General features: G+C 39.4%; 16 protein-coding genes. All 16 read left to right on the forward strand.

The window, feature by feature from the left end; translation table 11 throughout:
• Positions 1-2 precede the first annotated feature (2 nt).
• A complete protein-coding gene (locus MR054_RS02360; protein ID WP_242155804.1) occupies positions 3-1046 on the forward strand; it encodes an NHL repeat-containing protein in 1044 nt (347 codons plus the stop codon).
• Entirely contained in the window at positions 1043-1858 is an 816-nt protein-coding gene (locus MR054_RS02365) for an FN3 associated domain-containing protein (protein WP_242155806.1), read from the forward strand. The genes MR054_RS02360 and MR054_RS02365 overlap by 4 nt, the downstream gene beginning before the upstream one ends.
• Positions 1855-3969: a c-type cytochrome domain-containing protein gene (locus MR054_RS02370; RefSeq protein WP_242155808.1), complete on the forward strand. Its 2115-nt coding sequence runs from the start codon at positions 1855-1857 to the stop codon at positions 3967-3969. The genes MR054_RS02365 and MR054_RS02370 overlap by 4 nt, the downstream gene beginning before the upstream one ends.
• 23 nt (positions 3970-3992) lie before the next feature.
• Positions 3993-6296, forward strand: a complete 2304-nt coding sequence (locus MR054_RS02375; protein ID WP_242155810.1) for a GH92 family glycosyl hydrolase — start codon at positions 3993-3995, stop codon at positions 6294-6296.
• Between the two features lie 54 nt (positions 6297-6350).
• Positions 6351-7991: a DUF4091 domain-containing protein gene (locus MR054_RS02380; protein ID WP_242155812.1), complete on the forward strand. Its 1641-nt coding sequence runs from the start codon at positions 6351-6353 to the stop codon at positions 7989-7991.
• 13 nt (positions 7992-8004) lie between these two features.
• Entirely contained in the window at positions 8005-9501 is a 1497-nt protein-coding gene (locus MR054_RS02385; RefSeq protein ID WP_242155814.1) for an alpha-L-fucosidase, read from the forward strand.
• 32 nt (positions 9502-9533) lie between these two features.
• On the forward strand, positions 9534-11981 hold the full coding sequence (locus MR054_RS02390; RefSeq protein ID WP_242155816.1) for a hypothetical protein: 2448 nt from the start codon (positions 9534-9536) through the stop codon (positions 11979-11981).
• An 18-nt stretch (positions 11982-11999) separates the two neighbouring features.
• A complete protein-coding gene (locus MR054_RS02395) occupies positions 12000-14243 on the forward strand; it encodes a GH92 family glycosyl hydrolase (protein ID WP_420868324.1) in 2244 nt (747 codons plus the stop codon).
• Between the two features lie 5 nt (positions 14244-14248).
• On the forward strand, positions 14249-16447 hold the full coding sequence (locus MR054_RS02400) for a DUF4838 domain-containing protein (protein WP_242155818.1): 2199 nt from the start codon (positions 14249-14251) through the stop codon (positions 16445-16447).
• Between the two features lie 88 nt (positions 16448-16535).
• Positions 16536-17345: an endonuclease/exonuclease/phosphatase family protein gene (locus MR054_RS02405; protein ID WP_242155819.1), complete on the forward strand. Its 810-nt coding sequence runs from the start codon at positions 16536-16538 to the stop codon at positions 17343-17345.
• A 79-nt stretch (positions 17346-17424) separates the two neighbouring features.
• The gene (locus MR054_RS02410) at positions 17425-19233 is read left to right on the forward strand and encodes an alpha-L-fucosidase (protein WP_242155821.1); all 1809 of its coding nucleotides are present in this window, start codon (positions 17425-17427) and stop codon (positions 19231-19233) included.
• 5 nt (positions 19234-19238) lie between these two features.
• Positions 19239-21326 carry an alpha-L-fucosidase gene (locus MR054_RS02415; protein ID WP_242155823.1) on the forward strand — a complete coding sequence of 696 codons (2088 nt, stop codon included), beginning with the start codon at positions 19239-19241 and terminating at the stop codon, positions 21324-21326.
• A 133-nt stretch (positions 21327-21459) separates the two neighbouring features.
• Entirely contained in the window at positions 21460-22794 is a 1335-nt protein-coding gene (fucP, locus tag MR054_RS02420) for an L-fucose:H+ symporter permease (protein ID WP_242155825.1), read from the forward strand.
• Positions 22795-22819: 25 nt separating this feature from the next.
• On the forward strand, positions 22820-24499 hold the full coding sequence (locus tag MR054_RS02425; protein ID WP_242155827.1) for a beta-N-acetylhexosaminidase: 1680 nt from the start codon (positions 22820-22822) through the stop codon (positions 24497-24499).
• 127 nt (positions 24500-24626) lie between these two features.
• Positions 24627-25406, forward strand: a complete 780-nt coding sequence (locus MR054_RS02430) for an SDR family NAD(P)-dependent oxidoreductase (protein ID WP_242155830.1) — start codon at positions 24627-24629, stop codon at positions 25404-25406.
• A gap of 77 nt (positions 25407-25483) precedes the next feature.
• Positions 25484-26341, forward strand: coding sequence for a fumarylacetoacetate hydrolase family protein (locus MR054_RS02435; RefSeq protein ID WP_242155831.1), 858 nt, complete (start codon positions 25484-25486; stop codon positions 26339-26341).
• Positions 26342-26347 lie beyond the last annotated feature (6 nt).

Genomic DNA, 26347 nt, shown 5'->3' on the forward strand with positions numbered 1-26347 from the left:
CTATGAGCCGTAGAACCTTTTTAAAACAATCGTCGTGTGCATCTCTGGGAATTTTGCTATCTCCATTGTACAATAACGCATTTTCGTTTAGCAAACAAAAAGATGTCATCATCGGACACCATACACACCAATATAAGGTGGATATGAATTGGGGGAATTTAGATCCTTTAAAAACGCCCGTTAAGGATTGCCATGAAATGGTTCAGGATTCCAAGGGACGTATAGTTTTACTTACCAATCACACGAAAAACAATATCATCATTTACGACAAATCGGGTAAATTATTGGAAACCTGGGGTACGGCATTTCCCGGTGGTCATGGATTGACCTTATGCAAAGAGAACGGAGAAGATTTTTTATTGATAACCGATTATGACAGGCATCAAATTATTAAAACCACTATTGACGGCAAAGTTGTTTTTGAAATAGATTACCCAAAAGAAACGGGACATTATAGTAAAAAAGAAGACTTTAAACCCACTGAAACTACAGTATTGGAGAATGGCGATTTTTATGTTGCCGACGGGTATGGAAATCAATACATCACCCATTACAATCACAAAGGTGAATTACTGAATATTTTCGGTGGGCGTGGTACCGGTAATTCCCAATTTTTAAATGCGCATGGTATTTGCTACGACAACCGAGATAAGACCAACCCGGCGCTGTTAATTTCGGCGAGAGAAATGAATATTCTCAAACGCTTTAGTTTGGATGGCACCTATTTATCTTCCATACCGGTTCCCGGAGCATTGATTTGCAGACCTGTTGTTCACGGCGACCATATCTATTTTGCCGTTCTAAAATCAAAAAAAGCACCAAATGCGGACTCCGGATTTCTATTAATAATGGATCATAAAAACCAAGTGGTATCATGCCCGGGAGCAACTGCACCTTCATATAACAATCGTAATTTAGAGGAACTTTACCAAACGATTAGACTTTTCCGGCATCCACACGATGTGTGTATCGATGATGACGAAAACCTGTATGTCGCTCAGTGGAATTCAGGACAAACCTACCCTATTAAACTAATTAGAGTATGAAGCTAATAGTCATGGTATCCCTTTTGGTCTTTATTTCATGGAGTTGCAAAAAAAAGACCGAAAGTGTTTATTTACAACAAGATCAGATTCGCATTGTTCAACCCAGGTTGGAAGCTACAAACCAATTAATAGATTCCATCGCGTATCTTACTGCACGTTTAAAATTAGAGGGGAGTAAAATATATTATACGACTAATGGGGATGATCCAACAGAAAATACCACAGAATATAAAGCCCCCCTGAAAGTATTATCCCCCGGAACCTATAAGTTTCGGGCCTACCATCCTGATTGGAAAGAAAGTGATATTGCGGAAATAAAATTTTACAAAAGGGGTATTCCAATAGATACCATCATTTGGAATACCAACCCAAATAAGCGTTATCAAGGTGTTGGATCACTAACATTACATAACAATAAAAAAGGAGCGTTGGATTTTATGAATGACCAATGGTTAGGTTTCGATACCATTGCCGATGCTACAGTGCATTTAAAACATGCGGTATTTGTGAAATCAATTCATATTGGGTATTTATGCGACCCGGGTTCCTGGATTTTCCCACCAGAAGGCATAATGATAAAAACCTCTGCCGATGGTACAAAGTTTACACATAAAAATGTAAACCTCCAACCTTTGGATAGTATGTTACCCCCAACATTGAAAAATGTTGAAATTACCATCGGAGACACCATAAAACATATCCATGTTACCGTTAAAAATGTAGCGTCTATTCCAGATTGGCATGAGGGTAAGGATAACAAGGCATGGCTCTTTATGGACGAATGGGTATTAAACAATAACGGTATTAGATGAAATTTTTAAAAACAAAACATGTTATTACAGTTACGGTATTGCTTCTAGTAATACTTGTTGTTTTTGTAGAACCTTCAAGGTTTATTCTATTTTTAGGTCGATTTCACCCTGTAATCCTTCACCTTCCTATTGGTGCCTTGATCCTAACATTCTTTATAGAGATTGTAGGACGGATTACCAACAACTATCCTAAACAGGTAATACAATATGCGTTGGGATTTTCTTCCTTTTTTGCTGTAGTCGCCTGCATTTTGGGATATTTTTTATCCTTTGAGGGCGGTTATGACACCAACACGCTAAATAACCACTTATGGTTAGGGGTCATTTCCACTGTTCTAATAACAGGACTCTTTTTATGGAGCCAATCAAAAAGTAAAGCAGGGTCCAAACTTTTTTTACCATTTTTTACACTTAGCTTAATTGCTATAGCAATTACAGGTCACCATGGAAGTATCCTTACCCATGGCAGTGATTTTTTAACCCAATATGCCAAACCTCCCGCAACAATAAAACCCATCACCCATATTGACAGTCTTCATATGTTTGACGATGTGGTTTTTAAAATCCTTGATTCCAAATGTATCCAATGCCACAATCCCACGAAACGAAAAGGGGAATTGGCTTTGAACTCACCAGAAAATATATTGCAGGGTGGAGAAAACGGAAAGGTCATTGTTGCAGGGGATGCCGAAAATAGTCAACTTTATAAAAGCATCCATTTGCCCCTTTCAGATGATAAACATATGCCTCCAGAAGGCAAACCCCAGCTAACGAATAACGAGCAGTGGCTTTTGACGTATTGGATTAACAATAATGCCGATTTTGAGCATAAAATGGTTCATCTGCCAAAAAATGATACCTTAAATACACTGCTTAAAAAATACCTTGTTTTTGAAGATCTAAATATCAAAGAAGCTTCCTTGAGGGATGTCAACAAGGTTAAAGAAGCAGGTTTTACGGTTTTCAAATTAGTTCCTAAACAACCTGAACTGAGCGTTAAATTTGAAAATAAAACCATTAGCAACGACGCTCTTAAAATTTTGGAAAAGCTTAAAAATCAAATAATAGAATTGGATTTAAGTCATACGAATTTATCGGATGATATGACTTCCGGGTTAAACAAATTTAAAAACCTTAAAAAGTTACACATAAACAACACCAAAATTACCGATGAATCCCTAAAGCATTTACAGAAGGCCAAGCGACTTGAAACTTTAAACGTCTATGGTACCGAAATTACGAATGATGGACTAATTGCATTATTGCAACACATTGTTCCAAAGCATATTTATGTTTGGCAAACCCTTGTAGATGATACTACCATTGCGTCTTTGCAATCGAAGTACGACACCCAAATATTTTCGGGTGTCGATAAGGATTTCGTTGAAATTACAAATTTAGAAGCGCCTACATTTCTAAACGATAAAAACTTATTTGTAGATACCATTTCGATTCGATTAGTCTCTAAAATTAAAAATGTAAAAACGTATTACACCACAGACGGAACGGAACCTGATACCACATCCCTTTTGTACAAAGACAAAATATTTTTAGACCGTCCTGTGCAATTAAAGATAAAGGCCTTTAAAGAAGGTTGGTTGCCAAGCGAAACCATAGAAAAAAATTTCTTCAAAATAAAACAGGAAGTATCGAAATACACTTTGGTTAAACAACCCGACGATCGTTACCCCGGAAGTGATAAATTATTCGACCTGAAAGAAGGCAGTACATTATTTAGAGATGGAAACTGGATAGGTTTTTCGGGGGATAATGTGGACACCACCATTGATTTGGAATCGGTTAAACCAATTGATAAAATTTCAGTAAATTGTCTGGAAAATGTGGGGAACTGGATTCTATTTCCTAAAAAGCTGAGCGTCTATTCATCTTTAGACAAAGATTCAGAATTTAAAAAAATAGGCGAGTTAAACATTAACAGGCAGGGGCGCTATGGAAATGGCACTGAAATAAAAAAATATACGGTCAATATTCCCAACACTAAGACCCAATATTTAAGGGTAGTTATAGAAAACTTTAAAACACTCCCCAGTTGGCATGAAGGTGCAGGAACCGATGCATGGCTTTTTGTGGACGAAATACTTATACAGTAACTAAAATACTAAACTGATTAACGATGCTAAACACATTACTCACATGGTTCTTAATTATCATTTGTTTCTTTTCATGTACACAAAAAGAGTCCCAGGAGTCTCCCCGCACGTCTTATCTTGATTATGTAAACCCATTAATGGGAACCGATTCGGATTTTAGCTTGTCTAACGGGAATACTTATCCGGCCATTGCCACGCCTTGGGCTATGAATTTTTGGACCCCTCAAACCGCTAAGATGGGTGACGGTTGGACCTATAAATATGATGATAAAACGATAAGAGGTATTAAACAGACCCATCAGCCAAGTCCATGGATTAACGATTACGCTGCCTTTTCAATGATGGCGGTTACCGGGAACTTAAAATACAAGGAAGATGATCGTGCCTCTTATTTCTCTCATAAAGCTGAAATAGTAAAGCCCAATCATTACAGCGTATATTTAGCGGATTATGATGTAACTGCCGAGGTTTCCCCAACGGAGCGTGCGGCCCATTTTAAATTCACTTTTCCAGAAGCCGATTCATCCTATATTTTACTCGATGCCTTCTTTAAGGGTTCCTGGGTTAAGATCCTTCCCGAGGAGCGCAAAATTGTAGGATTCTGTCGAAATAATAGTGGTGGCGTTCCCGATAATTTTCACAATTATTTTGTAGCACAATTCGATAAGGACTTTGACCTTACCCATACCTGGGGCGATGATTGGACGCTCATGGAGAACTCCACTGAAAACAAGGGCCAACATGTTGGAGCCATTATTGGCTTTTCAACCACAAAAGGAGAACAGGTCCATGTTAAAGTGGCATCATCGTTTATAAGTATGGAGCAGGCTGAATTGAATTTAAAATCGGAAATAGGAAAGGACACCTTTGAAGATACAAAAGAAAAAGCACGATTGGCCTGGGAAAAAGAATTGAACAGGATCCAAATTGAAGATGACAATATTGATCATATTAGAACCTTTTATTCGTGCCTGTACCGCGTCCTATTGTTTCCGAGGAAATTTTATGAATACGACACTGACGGAAACATCGTTCATTACAGTCCATACAATGGCAAAGTTCTACCGGGCTACATGTTTACGGATAACGGTTTTTGGGACACCTTTAGGGCGGTGTTCCCATTTTTCAATTTAATGTATCCCGAATTGAATAGTCAAATCATGGAAGGTCTCGCAAACACCTACAAAGAATCGGGTTGGCTGCCGGAATGGGCAAGTCCCGGACATCGTGACTGTATGATTGGCTCCAACTCCGCGCCAATAATTGCTGATGCCTATTTAAAGGGCCATGTGAAGGAAAAAGATATTGAAGTCCTATTCGAAGCGATTTTAAAAAATGCCAGAGTCTCTGAAGGGCGTCCCGTAAATTCTGTAGGTCGGGAAGGGCTGGATTACTATAATTCACTGGGTTATGTTCCCTATAACGTGGGCATTAAAGAGAATGCTGCAAGAACATTGGAATACGCCTATGCCGATTTCACCATAGCTAAAATGGCAGATAAACTTGGGAAGCATGACATCGCAAACAGGTTTTATCAAAAATCGAAAAACTATGAAAACCTCTTTGATGCCTCGACCAACCTCATGCGGGGTAAAAATGAAAACGGCCATTTTCAAAAGCCATTTAATCCTTTAAAATGGGGGGATGCCTTTACAGAAGGAAATAGTTTGCACTACACTTGGTCTGTATTTCATGATATACAAGGGTTAATAGATTTGATGGGAGGCCAAGCTAATTTCATTTCAAAATTGGATGAGGTATTTTCCATGCCTCCGGATTTTGATAATTCCTATTATGGATTTACCATACATGAAATACGTGAAATGCAAATTGCCAATATGGGGAATTATGCCCATGGCAATCAACCCATTCAGCATATGATCTATTTATACAATTATGCTAGTGCCTCATTCAAAGCACAGGAAAAAATAAGAGACGTTTTGACCAAGTTATATAGTGCCACTCCAGACGGCTATTGTGGTGATGAAGATAATGGCCAGACATCGGCATGGTATGTGTTCAGTTCCATTGGGTTTTATCCCGTTACTCCGGGAGTAAATCAATATGTTATGGGCGCTCCCCTATTTAAAAAAGCTACACTCTCTCTAGAAAACGGTAATACGTTTACCATTTCTGCCCCTACCAACAGTTCGAAAAACATGTATATCAATACGGTTAGGCTTAACGGAACGCCATGGAACAATAGCTATATTGATTTTGAGACCATTCAAAATGGGGGTGAAGTTGAATTTGAAATGAAGGACACGCCTAATAAGGCATGGGCAAACAAACTTGAAAACACGCCCTTTTCAATGAGTAAAGAATAAAAATTAGTTTAGAAGACCGGTTCTGACCGATCGCTATATCATCAGTACATTTAAATGAAAAGTGTTGTACTCTTTTTTCTGCTTTTAGTAGCAAATGGATCATTTGCTCAATTATGGCTTGTAGATCCCTTACAGGCTATTTATCCGGACGTGAATGACCTAAGTCATTTTAGGCCAAAACTGAAACAGGACGTTGTAATCGGTGGTTTGGCAGATGTGCATTTACTGTTAAAAATCCCCATTGGAGAAACATTTACGGTTACCGCATCAAAAAATGGTGAAGCGTTAGAAGGTGTATGGAGCGAGCTCATTGATGTTCCTGTGGAACAAAATACAGGAATAGATAGCCGTACCGAACAATATTTAAATAAAACAAATCCTTTTGTAATCCGCAGGGCTCCATTTCAGATATTTGAAGTTATTAGTCCACTGTCCCATCGGGTATTGACCAGTAAATCGACTTTTTCTGCATTACGTTTAGCCCTTCCGCCTTCCATGATTTCGGAAAAAGGAATTCACAAAATTGATATTCAGGTGCGGTCAAAATCAGTTCAGGGCACCGCTCGTTTTAAAATAAAGGTTCATCCTGTAGTGCTTCCAACCTTAGCTGATAGCCAGTTTTTCTATACCAATTGGTTTAATTTAAATCAAATGGAAAAGCAGCACGATCTCATTCGGTGGTCTGAACCATGGTTTACTATGTTGAGAAAATATGCTAAACTCATGGCCCACGGCAGACAAAATTCCATTACCATTCCTCATGAACTTCTAAAATATGACCATGGGAACTTTGTTATTGAAGACGCTAAAATGAAACGGTATATCCATATATTTAAAAGTGAAGGATTTAAATATTTTGAAGCACCACACCTCATGTACCGAGGCGATAATGATGATTGGAGTGACCCTGAGTTAAAGGTTATTTTAACAAAAAAGGGCTATTATTCTGAAAATGGTAAAAATGATATTGAAGCCATAATAAGTGTCATTTATGATTTTGTGAAATCCAATCACTTAGAAAAAAACTGGTTACAGCATATTGCTGATGAACCCACTTCAAATAATGCAGCCTGCTATAAAGATGTTGCCGAACAAATAAAAAGCCTGTTTCCCGAAGTCAGGATTATGGAAGCGACCAATGACAGGGATGGTTTGGTGGGAGCCATAGATATTTGGTGCCCCCTAATAAATGATTTTCAAGACAACGAATCTTTTTTTAGAGAACGGGAAAAACAAAATGAAAAAGTTTTGGTATATACCTGTTTGATACCGGGTGGTCAATGGCTAAACAGAACTCTGGATATGGAACGTTTACGACAGGTATACTTTGGTTGGGGTGCTGCTTTTTATAACACCGGTGGGTATTTGCACTGGGGCTTGAATCAATATCAATCCGATCCTTTTACACAAAGTGTGGTACATCATCCTTCTCCCGCAGCAACTGCAAATAATTTTTTGCCCGCTGGAGATACCCATATCATTTATCCCGGAACAAACGGACCGCTTTCGTCCATACGCTTTGAAGCCCATCGTATGGGTTGTGAAGACTATGATCTTCTGCAACTGTTAAAACAAAAGCAATCTCATAACTATGATAAGATTATAAAAAAATTGTTTAAAAGCTATACCGACTATAATTTATCAATAGCAGATTACAGAAGGACCAAAAAGAAACTCATAAATTCCATAAAATAACAACATTACAGTTATGACCTTTTATAGCAAGCCATTTTTAAGCCTCATTATCGCTCTCATATTCACTCAAAATGTGGTTTTGGCCCAGGCCATTTATGAAGACGAACGGTATGTCCCCGAAACGGATCCCTTGGTTATAAAAAAATTAGAACAATGGCAAGGATTGAAGTTTGGGCTGCTCATGCACTGGGGGACCTACAGTCAATGGGGAATAGTTGAATCCTGGTCCTTATGCCCTGAAGAATACGGTTGGTGTGAACGTAAAAAAGGCCGTAATCCTCAAAATTATTTTGCCTATAAACAAGAATATGAAGCCCTTCAAACTACCTTTAATCCAGTGAAATTCGATCCGGATAAATGGGCCAGGGCTGCAAAAAATGCGGGAATGAAATATGTTGTATTCACCACCAAACACCATGACGGGTTTTGTATGTTTGATTCAAAATACACCGATTATAAAATCACATCGCCTAACACCCCATTCTCATCACATCCAAAAGCCAATATTGCTAAAGAAATTTTTAAAGCCTTCAGAGGGGAAGGATTATGGACCGGCGCTTATTTCTCCAAACCAGATTGGAACGTAAAAAGTTATTGGGATCCCTACTTTCCACCCAAGGATAGAAACGTCAACTATTCCCCGACCGACTATCCCAAAAAATGGAATGCGTATGTTGAATTTACCCATAATCAAATCCTGGAATTAATGACCGATTACGGGAAAATGGATATCCTGTGGCTGGATGGTGGCTGGGTTGCTAAAACACCAAAAGCTGAAATTAATGAATGGTATAAACACACCATTTCTAATACATCAGACGGTTATTTAAAACACCGGATTGTAAATCAGGATATAAAAATGGATGCCTTAGTGGATAAGGTTCGTGAAAAGCAGCCCGGTTTAATCGTAGTGGACAGGGCCGTCCATGGAAAAAATCAAAATTATTTAACTCCTGAAAATCGCGTTCCGGAAAAAACCTTGCCTTACCCATGGGAATCCTGCATTATTTCGGGAGGTGGCTGGTCCTACACACCAAACGCATCCTATATGAGCGGTAAGGAAGGCATCCACATGCTCGTTGACATTGTTGCAAAAGGCGGCAATTTATTGTTAAATATTGCACCAAGTCCTGAGGGTGAATGGCAACAGGGTGCCTATGAGCTCTTAAAGGAATATGGCGATTGGATGACGGTTAACAGCAGTGCCATTTACAATACCGCACCCATTTCCCCCTATAAGGAAAACAATATTTGCATGACCCAAAATAAAGACGGGAATGTCTTTTTAATCTATTTGGCCAGAGAAGGAGAAGACAGGGTCCCATCAGAAATTGTTATTAAATCCATAAATCCCAAAACAGGGACGCAGATTCGTATGTTGGGATCTAAAAAGAATTTAAAATGGAAAAAACTCAATGAGGGTTTCAAAATAATAATCCCTGAATCGCTGCAAAACATGCCAACTTGCAAATATGCATGGACATTTAAAATTAACGAACTCGAATCATAAATAATTCAGGCGCCTTTAAACGAATTTTCGACATGACATTAATCAAATTTTTAAGACTCTCTCTGCTAAGCTTAAACATGGTTTGGTGTTCTTGTACGGATCAAAATTTAGAATTAACTTCTAAAAATGACACGCTGAAATTGGAGTTTTATAAAAATGGCCGTTTTAAAAGCATCACGGATAACACTAACAGTAAGAATTATTTAGATACCACAGATCCATCATACTTGATGTCCATAAGAATGGATAGTGTCTTTCATTATCCCCATGCCATGGACATTCAAGAAGATATTATAAGCCTGCATTATGGCTCGTCTATGGTTGCAAAAATTAAATTTGAATCCAAAGATGATTATTTCACCTTTGAACTAAAAGACATCCATGGTGCCGGACCACTCGATGTTATCACCTGGGGGCCATACCCCACTACGATTGGGGAAACCATTGGGGAAACTATAGGTGTGGTTCGTAACCATGACTTCGCCCTGGGCATTCAAGCATTAAATCTTAAAACTTTAGGAGGGTTTCCCTATAACGATAATGACTGCATGCCCGAGTTTGATGTTTTTTCCCAAGACGATATTACAAATATCAACTCAAATGACAAACCCCATGTTTTATATAGGATTGAAGCGGCAAAACCGACACCTAATGGATCCAGCTTACAAACATATTGCAGAAATCGATATAAAGACCGCATCATTGAAAATTTAGGTCATGAGAAGTTTCTCGCTCCAAAATATGATGACGGCGGCGTAATAGGTTCCAAAATTGCCTTTTTTGGAACAGCCTCAGATCAGGCATTGGAAACTATCGGTAGTATTGAAAAAGCCGAGGGACTGCCCCATCCTACCAAAGATGGGAAGTGGATGAAGACCCTTCCGGAAGCATCGGCTTCCTACATCATCATGGACTTTGATCAAGACCACATAGATGACGCCATTGAGGTTACAAAAAAAGCAGGGTTAAAACACCTTTATCATTATGGGAAAACGTTTGAGAGCTGGGGGCATTTTCAATTATTTGAGGACCATTTCCCGGACGGCTATGACGGATTAAAAGCTTGTGTCGAAAAAGCAAAAGAACATGGAATATCTCTTGGGGTGCATACGCTGTCTAACTTTATAAGCACTAACGATCCCTATGTAACCCCTGTACCGGATAAAAGATTAGCGGAAGTCGGGCAATCTGTAATTCTTTCCGATTTAGACGCCCATCAGACAGAGATCCCCATTGCATCACCCGAATTTTTCAATCAGTTTAAAAACAACAACTTAAGAACGGTTAGAATCAACGACGAACTTATTCGATATGGCGAGGTTAGCGAACGTCAGCCCTGGATGTTGTTGGACTGCCAGAGAGGTGCCTTTAATACCAAAAGATCAGCACACCGTAAAGGGACCACCATTGCTAAATTATTGGATCATGCTTATAAGGTATTTTTATCCAATACGGATTTAACACAAGAAATCTCTAAAAATATCGCCAACCTGTACAATACTACCGGATTAAGACAAATCTCATTTGATGGTCTGGAAGGCAACAAATCAACCGGTTTAGGTAACTATGGTGAGGCCATGATGCCCTATGTTTGGTATGCGCATTTAAACGACGACCTAAAAAACGGATTAATAATTGACGCCAGTAGAACGACGCATTTTTTCTGGCATATTTATACCAGGATGAACTGGGGAGAACCATGGTATGCGGGTTTTCGAGAGAGTCAAACAGAATACCGTATGAAAAATCAACCTTATTTCAGAAGAAATTTTATGCCAGGTATGTTAGGATGGTTTCAAATGACCCCAAAAATTAGCCTTGAGGACATCGAATGGATGTTGGCTCGTTCGGCGGCTTTTGATGCCGGATTTGCCTTTGTAACCTCTAAAGAAACCCTGAGTGCCCATGGGCAATCCGAAAACATTCTTGAGCTTGTCCAACAATGGGAATCCGCAAGATTGAGTGGTGCCTTTCCAAAAGCTCTAAAACAAGAAATGGAAGATTTAAAAACGGAGTACCATCTTGAAATGATATCTGAAAACAGTTGGCATCTCTTACCAACAAACATCGCCTCTTTTAGTCATACCAAAAAAGAGAAACAACCCGGAGAACCATTACATTCTTCCTTTAATTTTGACAACCCCTTCAAAAAACAACCTTTGCAATTTACCATCAAATTATCTGAGTCCACTAGCTGTCGTAACATAATTATGGAGTTGGATAATTATAAAAAAATGGTTTTACCAATACCCTTGTCCCCTAATCAAATAGTACGATATGAAGGAGGTGATAAGCTGATCCTTTTTGACCAGCATTGGAACAAGATAAACACTGTGGCATTGGAAGTCAGCGGCCTTGAAATCTCTAAAGGGAAACACACCTTAACGATAGATTGTGAATTCTTGGGTAATGACACATCCGAGATGAATATTGAACTAAAAACTCTAGGTAAACCTAAGGTATTAAGCAAAGTCCATTAGTAAACTAATAAAAATTTCATTTTGATCAAAAAAAGTAAATTATCAACCCAAATTATTTTCGTAATCTTAGGTGTTTTGGGACTGGTATTCCCAAGCCAAGCACAGGTAGATTATGTTGACCCTTTTATAGGAACTTCAAATTTTGGAGCGACCCATCCCGGCGCAATGGCGCCACGAGGTTTGGTAAGTGTATCCCCATTTAATGTGGCTGGACCCCAAAATGCCCCGATGGAAAAGGATAGTCGTTGGCTCTCCAATCCCTATGTGCACGAAAATTCATTTTTAACGGGATTTAGCCACGTCAACCTGAGTGGTGTAGGATGCCCAGATCTGGGGGTTATTTTAACCATGCCGACCACGGGTGAATTGGAAACGGATCATTTAAAATACGGTTCTGAATATTCCTTTGAAATTGCCAAACCGGGATATTACAGCACGACATTAAATAAATACAAATTGAAAGTTGAAACCACGGCCTCAACACGAGTCGGCGTTTCCAATTACTATTTTCCAGAGGGACAAGCCAATATCCTAATTAATTTGGGTCTGGGCTTAACCAATGAAGAAGGAGGCATGTTAAAAATTGTTTCGCCTACTGAAATTGAAGGCATACGTAACGTGGGTTCGTTTTGCTATTATAAACCTGACGAATCGTACCCCGTATATTTTGTGGCTAAATTTAGTGAACCTGCTGATAAATTTGGCATTTGGAAAAAACCCAAGCCTTACGATGGCTTAGAAGGCCAATGGATGGGATACAATGGCAAAACACGTTATTATAAACAATACAGAAAAGAGGTTATAGGAGACAGCATTGGCAGTTATTTTACCTATAACTTTAATAAACCGACCCAAGTTGAAGTTAAAATAGGGGTATCGTATGTCAGTATTAAAAACGCCCGCGAAAATCTCGAGAAGGAAACTGATGGGATGACCCTTATTGACGTTTATAAAAAAACCTCAGCACAATGGAACGATGCCTTATCAAAAATTGAAGTTGAGGGAGGTACAAATGATGATAAAACCATATTTTATACGGCCTTATATCACACTTTAATCCACCCCAACACCCTTAATGATGTCAATGGTGAATACCCTACCATGGCCGAACGTAAAACAGCGAAAACCAATGGGACCAGATTCACCGTTTTTTCATTTTGGGACACGTATAGAAACTTACATGCCTTAATGTCCCTTGTTTATCCCAAACAACAATCGGATATGGTAAAAAGCATACTGAACATTTACGATGAAAGTGGCTGGCTTCCCAAATGGGAACTCAATGCTACGGAAACGACAACCATGGTAGGTGACCCCGCCGGGATTGTATTAGCAGACACATATTTAAGAGGAATTAAGGATTTTGATATTGAAAAGGCCTACAGGGCCATGCGCAAAAGTGCCATGCAATTGGAAAATAATCCGCTTCGCCCCGGTATAAAGGATTATATACAAAAAGGGTATCTTACCACCAGGACGACCCAAAGCGGTTCTGTATCCACAACTCAGGAATACAATATATCAGATTTTGCGATCGCGCAATTAGCCAAAACTTTAGGAAAAACTAGCGACTATAAATTGTTCTCTAAGCGCGCTGTATCCTACAGAAACCTGTTCGACAAAGAATTTAACTTACTTCGTCCTAAAAATCATGATGGGTCATGGTACGCGCCTTTTAATCCAAACAAGGGCGCAAATTTTGAAAAAAATCTTGGTTTCATTGAAGGTAATTCATGGCAATATACCTTTATGGTAACTCATGACATTTTATGGCTCATGAAAAGTATGGGAGGTCAACATCAATTTGTAAACAAGTTGGATGAGGTCTTTGAAAAAAACCAGTTTGACATGGCCAATGAACCCGATATCGCCTATCCCTATTTATATAATTTTACCAGTGGTTATGAGTGGAAGACCCAAGACCGTGTTTCAGAATTAATAAAAACTTATTTTACCAACAAGCCCGCTGGTCTGCCGGGAAATGACGATACAGGAACCATGTCGGCATGGCTTATTTATAGCATGATGGGTCTATATCCGGTGTTACCGGCCAAACCATTATATACCATAACCACTCCGGTTTTTGATAAAATAACGATTCATCTCGATGAAAACTATTATAAAAATAAATCTTTGATAATCGAGAAAAAGGGTAGTGGACATATCGGTTCCATAACCATCGGTAATAGCACTCAAAAAACATGGTTTGTCAGTCATGATGAATTGGTTAATTCTGGTAAACTTCAAATTAATTTAAAATAAGCATCATGTTTAGATTTAGCATTAAATTAATACTCATATTTTTGGTACTATGCTCGTGTGAAGACAATACGCTTAACATTGTCAAAAATGGTGCTTCCAAGTATGACATTGTATATATAGATTCTCCCACAAAAAGCAACTATCAATCTGCAGAAATTCTTCAGAAGTATGTTCAACAAATTAGTGGCGCAAATTTAGCTATTGTTAATGAAAGTTCTCAAAGCCAAAAGGACAAAATTTATGTGGGAAATAGTACTGAGGGAACATTTGACGACCAACAAATAAAAATAATTGCACAAGGTAATAACATCCTCATTTCAGGAGGATCAGACCAAGCCACCAGAAATGCCGTATACGAATTTTTGGAACGCTTTCTGGGTTGTAAGTGGTATGCTCCCGAAGTAGATGATATTCCTAAAATGGAAACCATTGCTTTGCATTTACCTTTAGCATACCATTATACACCCGAAATTAAAACAAGAACGGTGCACTCTAAATTATTTTATGAAGACCCCGAATTTGCGGATAAACTTAAAGTGACGACAAAAGCGTTTCCCTATTATGTACCAGAAGGTCGCGTACATACATTTCATAAGTTCATCCCTGAAGACAAATTTTACGATACTCATCCGGAGTATTTTGCCCTTAGGGGAAACAAACGGCTGCCAACACAGTTGTGTTTGACAAACAGTAACGTGCTAAAAATAGTCAAAGATTCCGTTAATGCCCTGTTTAACAGATACCCCGAAATGTCGGTAATTTCTGTTAGCAGCAATGATAACACGCAGTATTGTGAATGTGAGAACTGTAAAAAAATAGACCATCAGGAGGGGAGCCATGCCGGTACCATGATTCGGTTTGTCAATGAAGTTGCCAAGGCGTTTCCAGAAAAGACCATTTCAACACTGGCTTATCAATACACCCGAAAACCCTGTACAACAAAACCATTAAACAACGTCCTTATTACTCTTTGCTCCATCGAATGCGATAGAAGTGCCCCCATTGAAGACAAGTGCAAAGATTTTGCTAACGACCTTAAAGGATGGAGTCAACTTACCAAAAATATAAGAATTTGGGACTATACGACACAATTCACGAATTTTTTGGCCCCCTTCCCAAACTTGCTAACACTGCAACCCAATATCCAATTTTTTAGAAACAACAACACCAAATGGGTATTTGAACAACACAGCCATAATCCAAGTGAACTGTTTGAACTGCGCTCCTATCTCATGGCAAAATTGTTATGGAATCCTGACTTAATTGTTGATGACCTCATCACTGAATTTACCAATGGCTACTATCACGAAGCCGGAGTTTATGTTAAGGCATACATCAATACGATTCATGCTGAATTACAAAACTTTCCCGAATTCTTTTTGTTCTTATACGGCGACCCATCACAGGCCTTTGACAGCTATTTAAGTCCAACCCTTCTTAAAAACTACAGAACCCTTTTTGATAATGCCGAAAAATCCGTAGCCCACAAGCCTCAGGTTCTTAAACGGGTCAAAGCTGCGCGATTAAGTGTTGATTATGCCATATTAGAAGCCTGTAGAAAACATCTTTCAGATGATTTTGTTTTAAATGAATCTTCTCTAACTTTAATCCAACACTTTATAAAAAGCTGCAAAGAAGCCAATATTACCCAAATGAACGAAATGGGTTATACGGTTAAGGACTATGGGGAAACCTATTCCAAATCTATTGAAGTGGCCATGCAGCCCAATAAAGCTTCAGGAAAACCTGTAACTTTATTGACCAAACCCAAAAAATATGCTGAAGAAAACCCCCAGGCCTTAACAGACGGTGCTTTAGGAGGCAGTAACTTTTATGCTAATTGGCTGGGTTTTGAGGGTAATGATCTTATCGCTACCGTCGACTTAGAAACCCAGGAAGAAATAAGTTATCTTTCTACATCCTTCTTACAAGTAACGAATCACATTGTATTTTTTCCAATACAAGTTAGGTATTACGGTTCAGTGGATGGTGACCATTACACCCTTTTGGGAACAGTTATCAATAACGAGCCCCTGCGTAAGACGAGTAAAGTTAACGATATTAAATCCTTTGACCTGAATATAAGTAAGACCAATTTCCGCTTTATTAAAATTGAAGCCGTTAATTATAAGAAGGCCCCCCTATGGCATAACGCCTCGGGTTTAGCCTCCTGGGTTTTTGCAGATGAAGTCATCATAAATTAAGTAAACTCAAGATATAATGAAAACTATATTTTTAATGGGCTTTTTTCTTTTTTTAAGTTTGACAATGCCTGGCCAAACCCACAAAATAATGACTTATAACATCCGGTACGACAATCCGAATGATGGTGAGAACCAATGGACTAAAAGAAAGCACCTTTTAAGTCATCAAATCCTTTTTTATGAACCCGATATTCTGGGAATTCAGGAAGGATTGCATCATCAGGTATCCTATCTGGATAGTGTCCTTGTTCATTACAACTATATTGGGGTTGGTAGAAATGATGGCAAAACTAAAGGGGAATACAGCGCTATTTTTTATAATTCCAAGGCATTAAAAGTGATTAAAGAACATACCTTTTGGTTATCTGAATCGCCGGAAAAAATATCGGTGGGCTGGGACGCCTCTATGGAGCGCATATGCACCTATGCCCTATTTGAAGACCTAAAAACCGAAGCCCAATTTTGGGTGTTTAATACGCACTTCGATCATATTGGTGTTATTGCAAGGAAGGAAAGTTCGAAACTTCTTGTGGATACCATAAAACGTTTAAATAAAAAAAATGACCCGGTGATTATAACCGGTGATTTCAATTTAGAACCGGAAAGCGAACCTATTACATTTTTATCGCGGCAATTTAACGATGCCAAATGGGCTAGTCTTGCTCCTCCCTTTGGTCCGGAAGGCACCTTTAATGGCTTTAATTTTAATGTCCCCGTCAATAATCGAATCGATTATATTTTTACCAGCAAGACCAATATCGAGGTAAAGAAATATGCCATATTAAGTGACTCCAATAATTGTAAATACCTGTCTGATCATTTACCCGTCTTTGCAGAAATCGAATTAATTAATAATCAGGAAGGATCCGACAATGGGATTAAAAACACAGGGGGATAATCATAGAACTTAAGGGTTGTAACCTGTATAAAGGGTAGCTTAAATAATGATATGTAATAAAGATTTTAAATTTAGATATATGGGAAAGAACCTGGTTTGGTGTTTTATGTTTATTGGATTAACACAAATGCTGTATTCGCAGAGCATCAGTACACTGGATTACACTAAAGAAATCACTGAGCGTCCTTACCCGGAATGGTTTAAGGATGCCAAGCTGGGGATTTTTATTCATTGGGGGTTATATTCTGTGCCGGCATATGGCGGTAAAGAATCCTATGGCGAATGGTTTTTAAGGGGACTTCAGGTGAAAGACAGCTTACGGACCAACTTCATGAAAAATACCTACGGCCAAAACTTTACCTACAAGGATTTTGCACCCTTATTTAAAGCTGAATTGTTTAATCCGGAGGAATGGGCGACCTTATTTAAAAGAGCCGGTGCTAAATATGTTGTGTTGGTCTCCAAACATCACGACGGCTATACCCTTTGGCCAAGCAAGTACAATAGAAATTGGAACAGTATGGATGTCGGTCCAAAAAGGGATATTGTCGGTGAATTGACCACAGCGGTGAGAAAAACTGACCTAAAAATGGGACTTTACTATTCTTTAGCCGAATGGAACCACCCCTTGCACCGCTGGTACACGGATCCTCATGATAGCATAGCCCAATATGTGGACCATTACATGATTCCACAATTTAAAGAATTGGTTAAAACCTATAAACCCACGCTTATTTTTGCCGATGGCGAATGGTTTAATAGTGCTGAGCAATGGCATTCTGCAGAACTCATCCATTGGTATTATACTGTGGTGGGCAAGGACGCCATTGTCAATAATAGATGGGGCAGTGGGTTAGATGTTGGCTTTTTAACCCCGGAGTACAGTGCAGGGATAAAAGTAACCCATAGACCATGGACCGAAGTAAGGGGTCTTGGGAGATCGTTTGGTTTAAACCGTAACGAAGATCTGGAGGCCTATGGTACCTCTAAGGAATTAATACATCGCTTTGTACAGTCCGTGGCCAATGGGGGCGGCATGATTTTAAATGTGGGCCCCAAAGCTGATGGACAAATTCCTCTCATTCAGCAAGAGCGCCTGATACAATTAGGCGATTGGTTACACATTAATGGCGATGCGATATATGGTGCTGAGCCCTATTCGACTCCAGAAGTAGAAAAAGAAATTCATATAGAACGTATTGATGAAACCATCAACTTTAATTGGGTGAGAAACTCCCCTGTAAAGGGCCTCAAGGAAGACCATTTCTCTGTGGAATGGAATGGATTTATTGTGGTACCGGAAACCGGGAGTTATACCTTTGAGATTGAAGCAGATGACGAGGCAAGCCTGTTTATTGATGGTAAACTAATCATCAACGTAGATGCCACCAATAAAGGCACACAATCTGAAGTCATGGACGCCAATAACAGCACTGTTAACAAGGGCATTTTAAAATTAAAATCAGGTACAGCCTACCCCATTAAAATACGGTACAGTGAAAAAGATCTTAACGCATCCATAAAACTGTTATGGCAAAATAAGACTTTGGAAAAACAGGTGGTTCCTGAATCGGCTTTTTATTTGGATAAGGAACAAAGAAGACATGGACTAAAAGGAAATTATACTTCCCTAAAAACCTATTTGTGCTACACAAAAAACAAAGGCCATTTATACGCCATAAGTTTTGAATGGCCTGAAGACAAATTAATTTTGACGATTCCAAATCCGGGTAAGGATGCCAAAGTTAAAATGTTAGGCCTGGATAAGACCTTAGATTGGACCTACGACAACAATACCCTGATCATTAACACAAAAGGCATACACTATAATGAATTACCCTCGCATGATGCCTGGACCTTTCTCATAGAAAACCCTAATTTTAATTAAAGCCCATGCAGTTCAAAGCGTCATTCCTATTAATTCTTTCATTACTTTGTCTGACTTGCACAACGATCAAAGCACCAGAACCTTACGGCCCCCTTCCATCCGAACGACAATTAACCTGGCATGATATGGAATATTATGCTTTTATTCATTTTAACATGAATACGTTTACTAATATGGAATGGGGCGATGGAAGCGAAAAACCCGAACAATTCAATCCAACCCAATTAGATACCAGACAATGGGCCAAAACCATTAAGGATGCAGGAATGAAAGGGGTTATTATTACCGCTAAACACCATGATGGCTTCTGTTTATGGCCATCTCAATATACCGAACATTCCGTAAAAAATTCTCCATGGAAAAATGGTCAAGGTGATGTGCTAAAAGAGCTGTCTGAAGCTTGTAAGGCATACGGATTAAAAATGGGGATCTATTTATCTCCTTGGGACAGAAACCATGCGGCCTACGGCAAACCTGAATATGTGACCTATTTTCATAATCAGTTGCGGGAACTACTTACAAACTACGGTGATATTTTCGAGGTTTGGTTCGACGGTGCGAATGGTGGTTCAGGCTATTATGGCGGGGCCAATGAGACTCGAAAAATCGACAACAAAACCTATTACCAATGGGATAAAGCCATTGCGATTGTAAGGGAATTGCAGCCTAATGCCGTAATTTTTGGTGATGGTGGCCCTGGTGTGCGTTGGGTTGGTAATGAAGAAGGCTGGGCCAATGAAACCAATTGGTGCTTGCTAAGACGTAATGAAGTTTACCCAGGTTACCAAAAATACATTGAATTGCGCTCCGGCCATGAGGATGGGACGCATTGGGTTCCTGCCGAATGTGATGTTTCCATTCGTCCGGGATGGTATTACCATCCCGCAGAAGACAGTCAAGTAAAATCATTAGCGCATTTGGTAAAAATATATTACGAATCCATAGGAAGGAATGCCTCATTATTACTGAATCTTCCCGTAGATTACAGAGGGTTAGTCCACGAAAATGATGCAAGCCAATTAATGGCCTTTAAAACACAAATGGATAAAGACTTTTCTATCAATTTAGCTGCTTATACACAAGTGACGGCTACCAATGTTCGCGGTAATAGTTCCAGGTTTGAGGCGTTTCTTGTCAAAGACAATAATCCCGACACCTATTGGGCAACAGATGATAACATTACCCAGGCGGCCCTAACGTTAAGCTTTGAAAAACCAACAAAGGTTAACCGCATAGTATTGGAGGAATACATCCCCCTTGGGCAACGCGTGAAAGCATTTACCGTTGAAGCCGAAGTGGATGGTATATGGAAATTAATTGATGAACAAACGACCATTGGTAATAAACGGATCCTACGATTCGACACGGTGGAAGCATTAAAAATTAGAGTGACAATTTCTTCAGCCAAAGCAGCCATAACCCTGTCTAACGTGGCCTTGTACCATGCGCCTCATTTACTTACTCAACCCGTAGCTAACCGCAATTTAGAAGGTAATGTCACCTTGTCTGTGGCCGATAAGAACATTGAAATCTTTTATACCATTGATGGCTCGGAGCCTTCATCCCTTTCCACCAAATACCATGATTCCTTCATAATAAATGAACCCACAACTTTAAAGGCCATAGCCTATAATCCGGATAACAACGAGAAAACTTCGACCAGGTCCTGGTATTTTGATATTAGCAAAAAAGATTGGAAAATTATTAAAATTAGCTCCGGAGATATTTCCGAGGCTCAAAAATGCATAGACGATGATAACCACTCCTTCTGGTTATCCGGATCGAGTAGTAATACTCAAAACATTGTGATAGATCTTGGCAAAGTGTACAACATTTCAGGATTTAATTATGTACCCATGACAGGGCGCTGGCCCGTGGGCATTATATCCCAATATAAATTTTACGTCAGTAATGACCAAAACCATTGGACACCAACGGCACAAGGGGAGTTTGGCAATATTAAAAACAATCCCATAGAACAAATGATTACCTTTAATCCGGTAAGCGGTCGCTATATCAAGTTGGAGGGCATAAAATTAATTGACGATGCCCAACAGATGTCCATTGCAGAATTAGACATCAAGACCCGTTAAGAGGCGCGAAACAGCGCTCAATTAATAGTGGGAAAAACTATATCGAGAGCCTTTTAGAAGCTGTTCGGCGAAAAAAATTAAGATTAACCCGTGGGTTTAGTATTTTAAGCCCACATAACAGACTGCTCAATTTATGGATACATTTAGTAAAATTCCAGTAGTATCAAAAAAGGTTGTAATACCTTTTATTTTAGTAACCTCTCTTTTTGCGCTATGGGGTTTTGCCAATGCGGTAACGGATCCAATGGTTCAGGCATTTAAAAAAGTGTTGGAACTTTCAAATTCCCAGGCGGCTTGGGTTCAGATGGCGTTTTATGGGGGTTATTTTTGCATGGCGCTTCCGGCAGCCATGTTTATGCGTAAATATTCTTATAAAATTGGTGTTCTAATTGGGTTAGCCTTATATGCTACGGGAGCTTTATTATTTTTTCCTGCGGCACAGACAGAAAGTTTTTTATTTTTCTGTATTGGCCTGTACATTTTAACGTTTGGCCTTGCCTTTTTAGAAACAGCAGCCAACCCCTATATTTTGGCCATGGGGGCTAAGGAAACCGCAACTCAACGTTTGAATTTAGCCCAAGCATTTAATCCGGTAGGCCTTATAGCAGGTTTGTTAGTGGCTCAGCAATTTGTTTTAAAAAATTTACAGTCAGATGACGTTGAGAATTTCCGTGCCCTGGATGAGGCTTCAAAAGTACTGATAAGAACCTCAGATCTCATGGTTATTCGTAACCCCTATGTTATTCTAGGGTTGGTAATTACAGCCGTATTTGTTATTTTTTTATTGAGCAAAATGCCTCAATCCAAGGATGAAGGTGACATGCCCGGTATAGGTGACACCTTTGCAACCTTAGCTCGAAACGTAAAGTATATACTTGGAGTATTGGCGCAGATTTTATATGTAGGCGCCCAAATCATGTGCTGGACTTATATTTACCAATATGCCGAAGGCATTGGTATTGATAGTGTTACAGCAGGAAGTTACCAACTTGTAGCGTTTGGTTTATTTATTGTTGGTCGAGCTGTTGGCACCTACATGTTACGATTCTTTAGTTCCGGTAAACTACTGATGTACTTTGCTTTATTGGCCATGGCATTTACCTTAGGAACTATGTTTATACAAGACCTATTCGGTTTATACAGCCTAGTGGCCATTTCATTTTTCATGTCGTTAATGTTCCCGACCATATATGGAATAGCCTTAGGAGATTTAACCGAAGAGCAATCAAAAATCGGTTCGGCCGGTCTGGTTATGGCCATTGTGGGTGGAGCTCTTATGCCTAAGCTTCAAGGTATAATTATAGATGCCGGAGGCAATGGTGTGGCCGATACCAAAATTTTGGGAGTTTCAGAAGTTAATTTCTCCTTTATCCTACCCCTGCTCTGTTTCCTATATATAGCATGGTATGGTTTAAGGGTATTTAAAAGACATGAAGCCACAGACGATATATTACACACAGTACATTAACATAAAAACATCCTACAAATAACTTATGAGAGTAATCATTCTAGTATTTATAATCCTATTTGCTTTTTCATGCAACAATAAGTACAAAAACACAGAAAATAAGGATCAAGACTATCAAATCATACCCCAGCCCGTTTCAATACAACCTTCAAACGGGAAATTTTTAGTTGATTCAAAAACGAAAATTTCCGCGAGCGATGCCCTGCAGAACGAGGCCGGTTTTCTTGCTCAAATGTTAAGCTATTCTGCCGGTGTCACCATTAATACCGGAGATAATGGGAATATTCAACTACAACTGGATGACACTATTGAGAACGAAGAGGGCTATACCCTTTCGGTATCATATAACCAGATCACTATTTCAGGAAAAACTGCTAAAGGTGTATTTTATGGCATTCAAACGCTAAGGCAATTAATGTCTGCTTCTGTTGAATCTAAAATCAATCCCCTCGGCGAATTGACCCTCCCGGCTGTTACCATTACAGACCATCCCAGATATCAATACAGAGGGATGCATCTGGATGTGGCTCGCCATTTCTTTCCGGTAGATTTTATAAAAACCTTTATCGATTTAATTGCTCTTCATAAAATGAACACCTTTCATTGGCATCTTACGGAAGACCAAGGATGGCGGATAGAGATTAAAAAGTACCCCAAATTAACAGAAATTGGAGCCTTTAGAAATGGCACCATTGTAGGCCACCATCCGGGTACGGCAAATGACCAAATCCCCTACGGTGGTTTTTATACGCAAGAAGAAATCAAAGATATCGTGGCCTATGCCAGCGAAAGACATGTATCTGTTATTCCGGAAATAGAGTTACCCGGGCACAGTAGTGCAGCTATAGCTGCTTACCCGAATTTAAGTTGTTTTCCGGAGGAACCAACCGTGGTAACCAACGACATGATGTCCGAAAAAGGCAAAGCCATTCAGGATGCAGGAAGACCCAAAATCGTACAGGAAACTTGGGGTGTTTTTCCGGATGTGTATTGTGCCGGTAAAGAAGAGACCTTTGCTTTTCTTCAAGATGTACTGGATGAAGTTATTCCTTTATTCCCTTCAGAATATATTCATATCGGTGGTGATGAATGCCCAAAAGAAAATTGGGAAAGATGTTCGAATTGTCAACAAAGAATTAAAACCGAAGGTTTGGAAGATGAGCACGAATTACAAAGTTATTTCATAACACGTATTGAGAAATATCTAAATTCAAAAGGTAAAAACATCATCGGCTGGGACGAAATTCTAGAAGGAGGTTTGGCACCCAATGCAACGGTAATGTCATGGCGAGGTATAGAAGGCGGTATTGAAGCGGCCAAGCAAAACCATGATGTGATAATGACCCCGAACAGCTCCTGCTATTTTGATCATTATCAATCCGAAGATATAGAAAATGAACCTTTGGCGATAGGAGGAAAAACTACGGTTGGCGATGTGTATGCATATGAGCCAACTCCTGAAGAGCTGACTGATGAGGAAGGTAAATTTATTTTAGGTGCTCAAGGCAATGTTTGGACGGAATATATGAAAACGACCGATTATGTTGAATATATGATTTTACCACGGATGACCGCCTTGTCGGAAGTCGTTTGGACTCCAAAAGAGTCAAGAAATTGGGATGATTTCCACTCCAGATTACAGCATTTTTCTAAAAGATTTGATGCCATGGGAGTAAATTATGCCAAACATAGTATAGATGAGTAAATAGTTTGATTTTGTTTTTTGTTTGGGCAATAAAAGTATTGGCATTGATACTTTTATTGCTTTTTTTTTAGACAAGCCATAAAAGTATTACCTTACCGCTTGTAATCAGATGCTTAATAAAATGAGTATGTCAAAATTCAGCCTGAAAGGAAAATCGGCTATTATCACCGGGGGCGCCAGTGGCATTGGCAAGGCGATATCTACTGTATTTGCTGATCAAGGCGCGCATGTGCATATACTGGAATTGAATGCTGAGCATGACAAGAGTGTCATCCCGGATAGTATTGGAATTAGCGGCAAAGCTAATATTTACCCATGTGATGTATCGAATCATGAGCAAGTTATGGAAACCATCAAAAATATCGCGGAGCATGGTAATATAGACATTCTTGTCAATAATGCCGGAATCGCCCATGTTGGGAATGTGGAAAACACCAAAGAGGAGGATTTAGACCGGGTTTACAATGTGAATATTAAAGGCGTTTACAACTGTTTGCATGCCGTGGTCCCCATCATGAAAAAACAAGGCGGCGGTGTTATCGTTAATATGGCCTCTATTGCTTCGTCGGTTGGTATTTCGGATCGCTTTGCCTATTCCATGTCCAAAGGGGCCGTATTGACCATGACCTATTCGATAGCTAAGGATTATATTGCATCCGGTATTCGATGTAATTGTATTTCACCGGCAAGGGTACATACCCCTTTTGTAGACGGATTCATAAAAAAGAATTACCCGGGGAATGAGGCTGAGATGTTCGATGCCCTTTCAAAAACCCAACCCATAGGACGCATGGGTAAACCTGAAGAAATTGCCCATTTGGCCTTATATTTATGTTCAGACGAAGCCGCATTTATTACCGGGACAGATTTTCCTATTGACGGTGGATTTATTAAATTAAACGGATAAAAAGGCAAGGATGGACATTTGAACATAAATGTTCAATTAAAAAACGATTATACATAAAGTAGATAATTATAATTTAAATGAAACTCATACGATTTGGAGCAGTAGGCCTTGAAAAACCAGGTGTGCAATTAGATAACGGTGCTAGATTGGATGTATCCGGTTTTGGAGAGGATTATAGCGAAACCTTTTTTGGTGGTGACGGTATTGAACGCTTGGAAGCATGGTTAAAGGAAAATCAGGACCTTTGTCCGAAAGTAGAAAATAGGGTTAGATTGGGAGCGCCTTTACAGCGTCCCTCGAAAATAGTATGTGTAGGCCTGAACTACGCCAAACACGCCCAGGAGGCAGGCATGGCTATTCCCAGGGAGCCCGTTCTCTTCTTTAAGGCCACGTCTGCTTTGGTTGGTCCCAACGACGACGTCATAATTCCAAAAGGAAGTGAAAAAACAGATTGGGAAGTAGAATTGGCTATAGTCATTGGTAAAAAAGCATCTTATGTTAAAAAAGAGGAAGCCTACAACCATATTGCCGGTTATGTGCTTCATAACGATATCTCCGAACGGGCCTTTCAAATAGAGAAAGAAGGTCAGTGGTGCAAGGGCAAAAGTTGTGATACCTTTGCCCCTATTGGTCCATTCATTGCCACAAAAGATGAAATTCCGAACCCCAATAACCTCAACCTCTGGTTAAAGGTTAATGGTAAAGAATTACAGCATTCTTCGACCTCCGATTTTATTTTTAATGTCGAAGAAGTTGTATCCTATATCTCTCAATTCATGACCTTACTCCCGGGAGATATCATTTCAACAGGGACTCCTTTCGGGGTTGGATTAGGTTTCGATCCTCCAATATACCTTAAACCTGGAGATGTCATGGAACTGGGTATTGATGGTTTAGGGGTTTCAAGACAGGTAGCTAAAGCTTTCATTGAATAAATTAAA

Source organism: Aestuariivivens sediminis (assembly GCF_022662105.1).
Classification (GTDB): domain Bacteria; phylum Bacteroidota; class Bacteroidia; order Flavobacteriales; family Flavobacteriaceae; genus Aestuariivivens; species Aestuariivivens sediminis.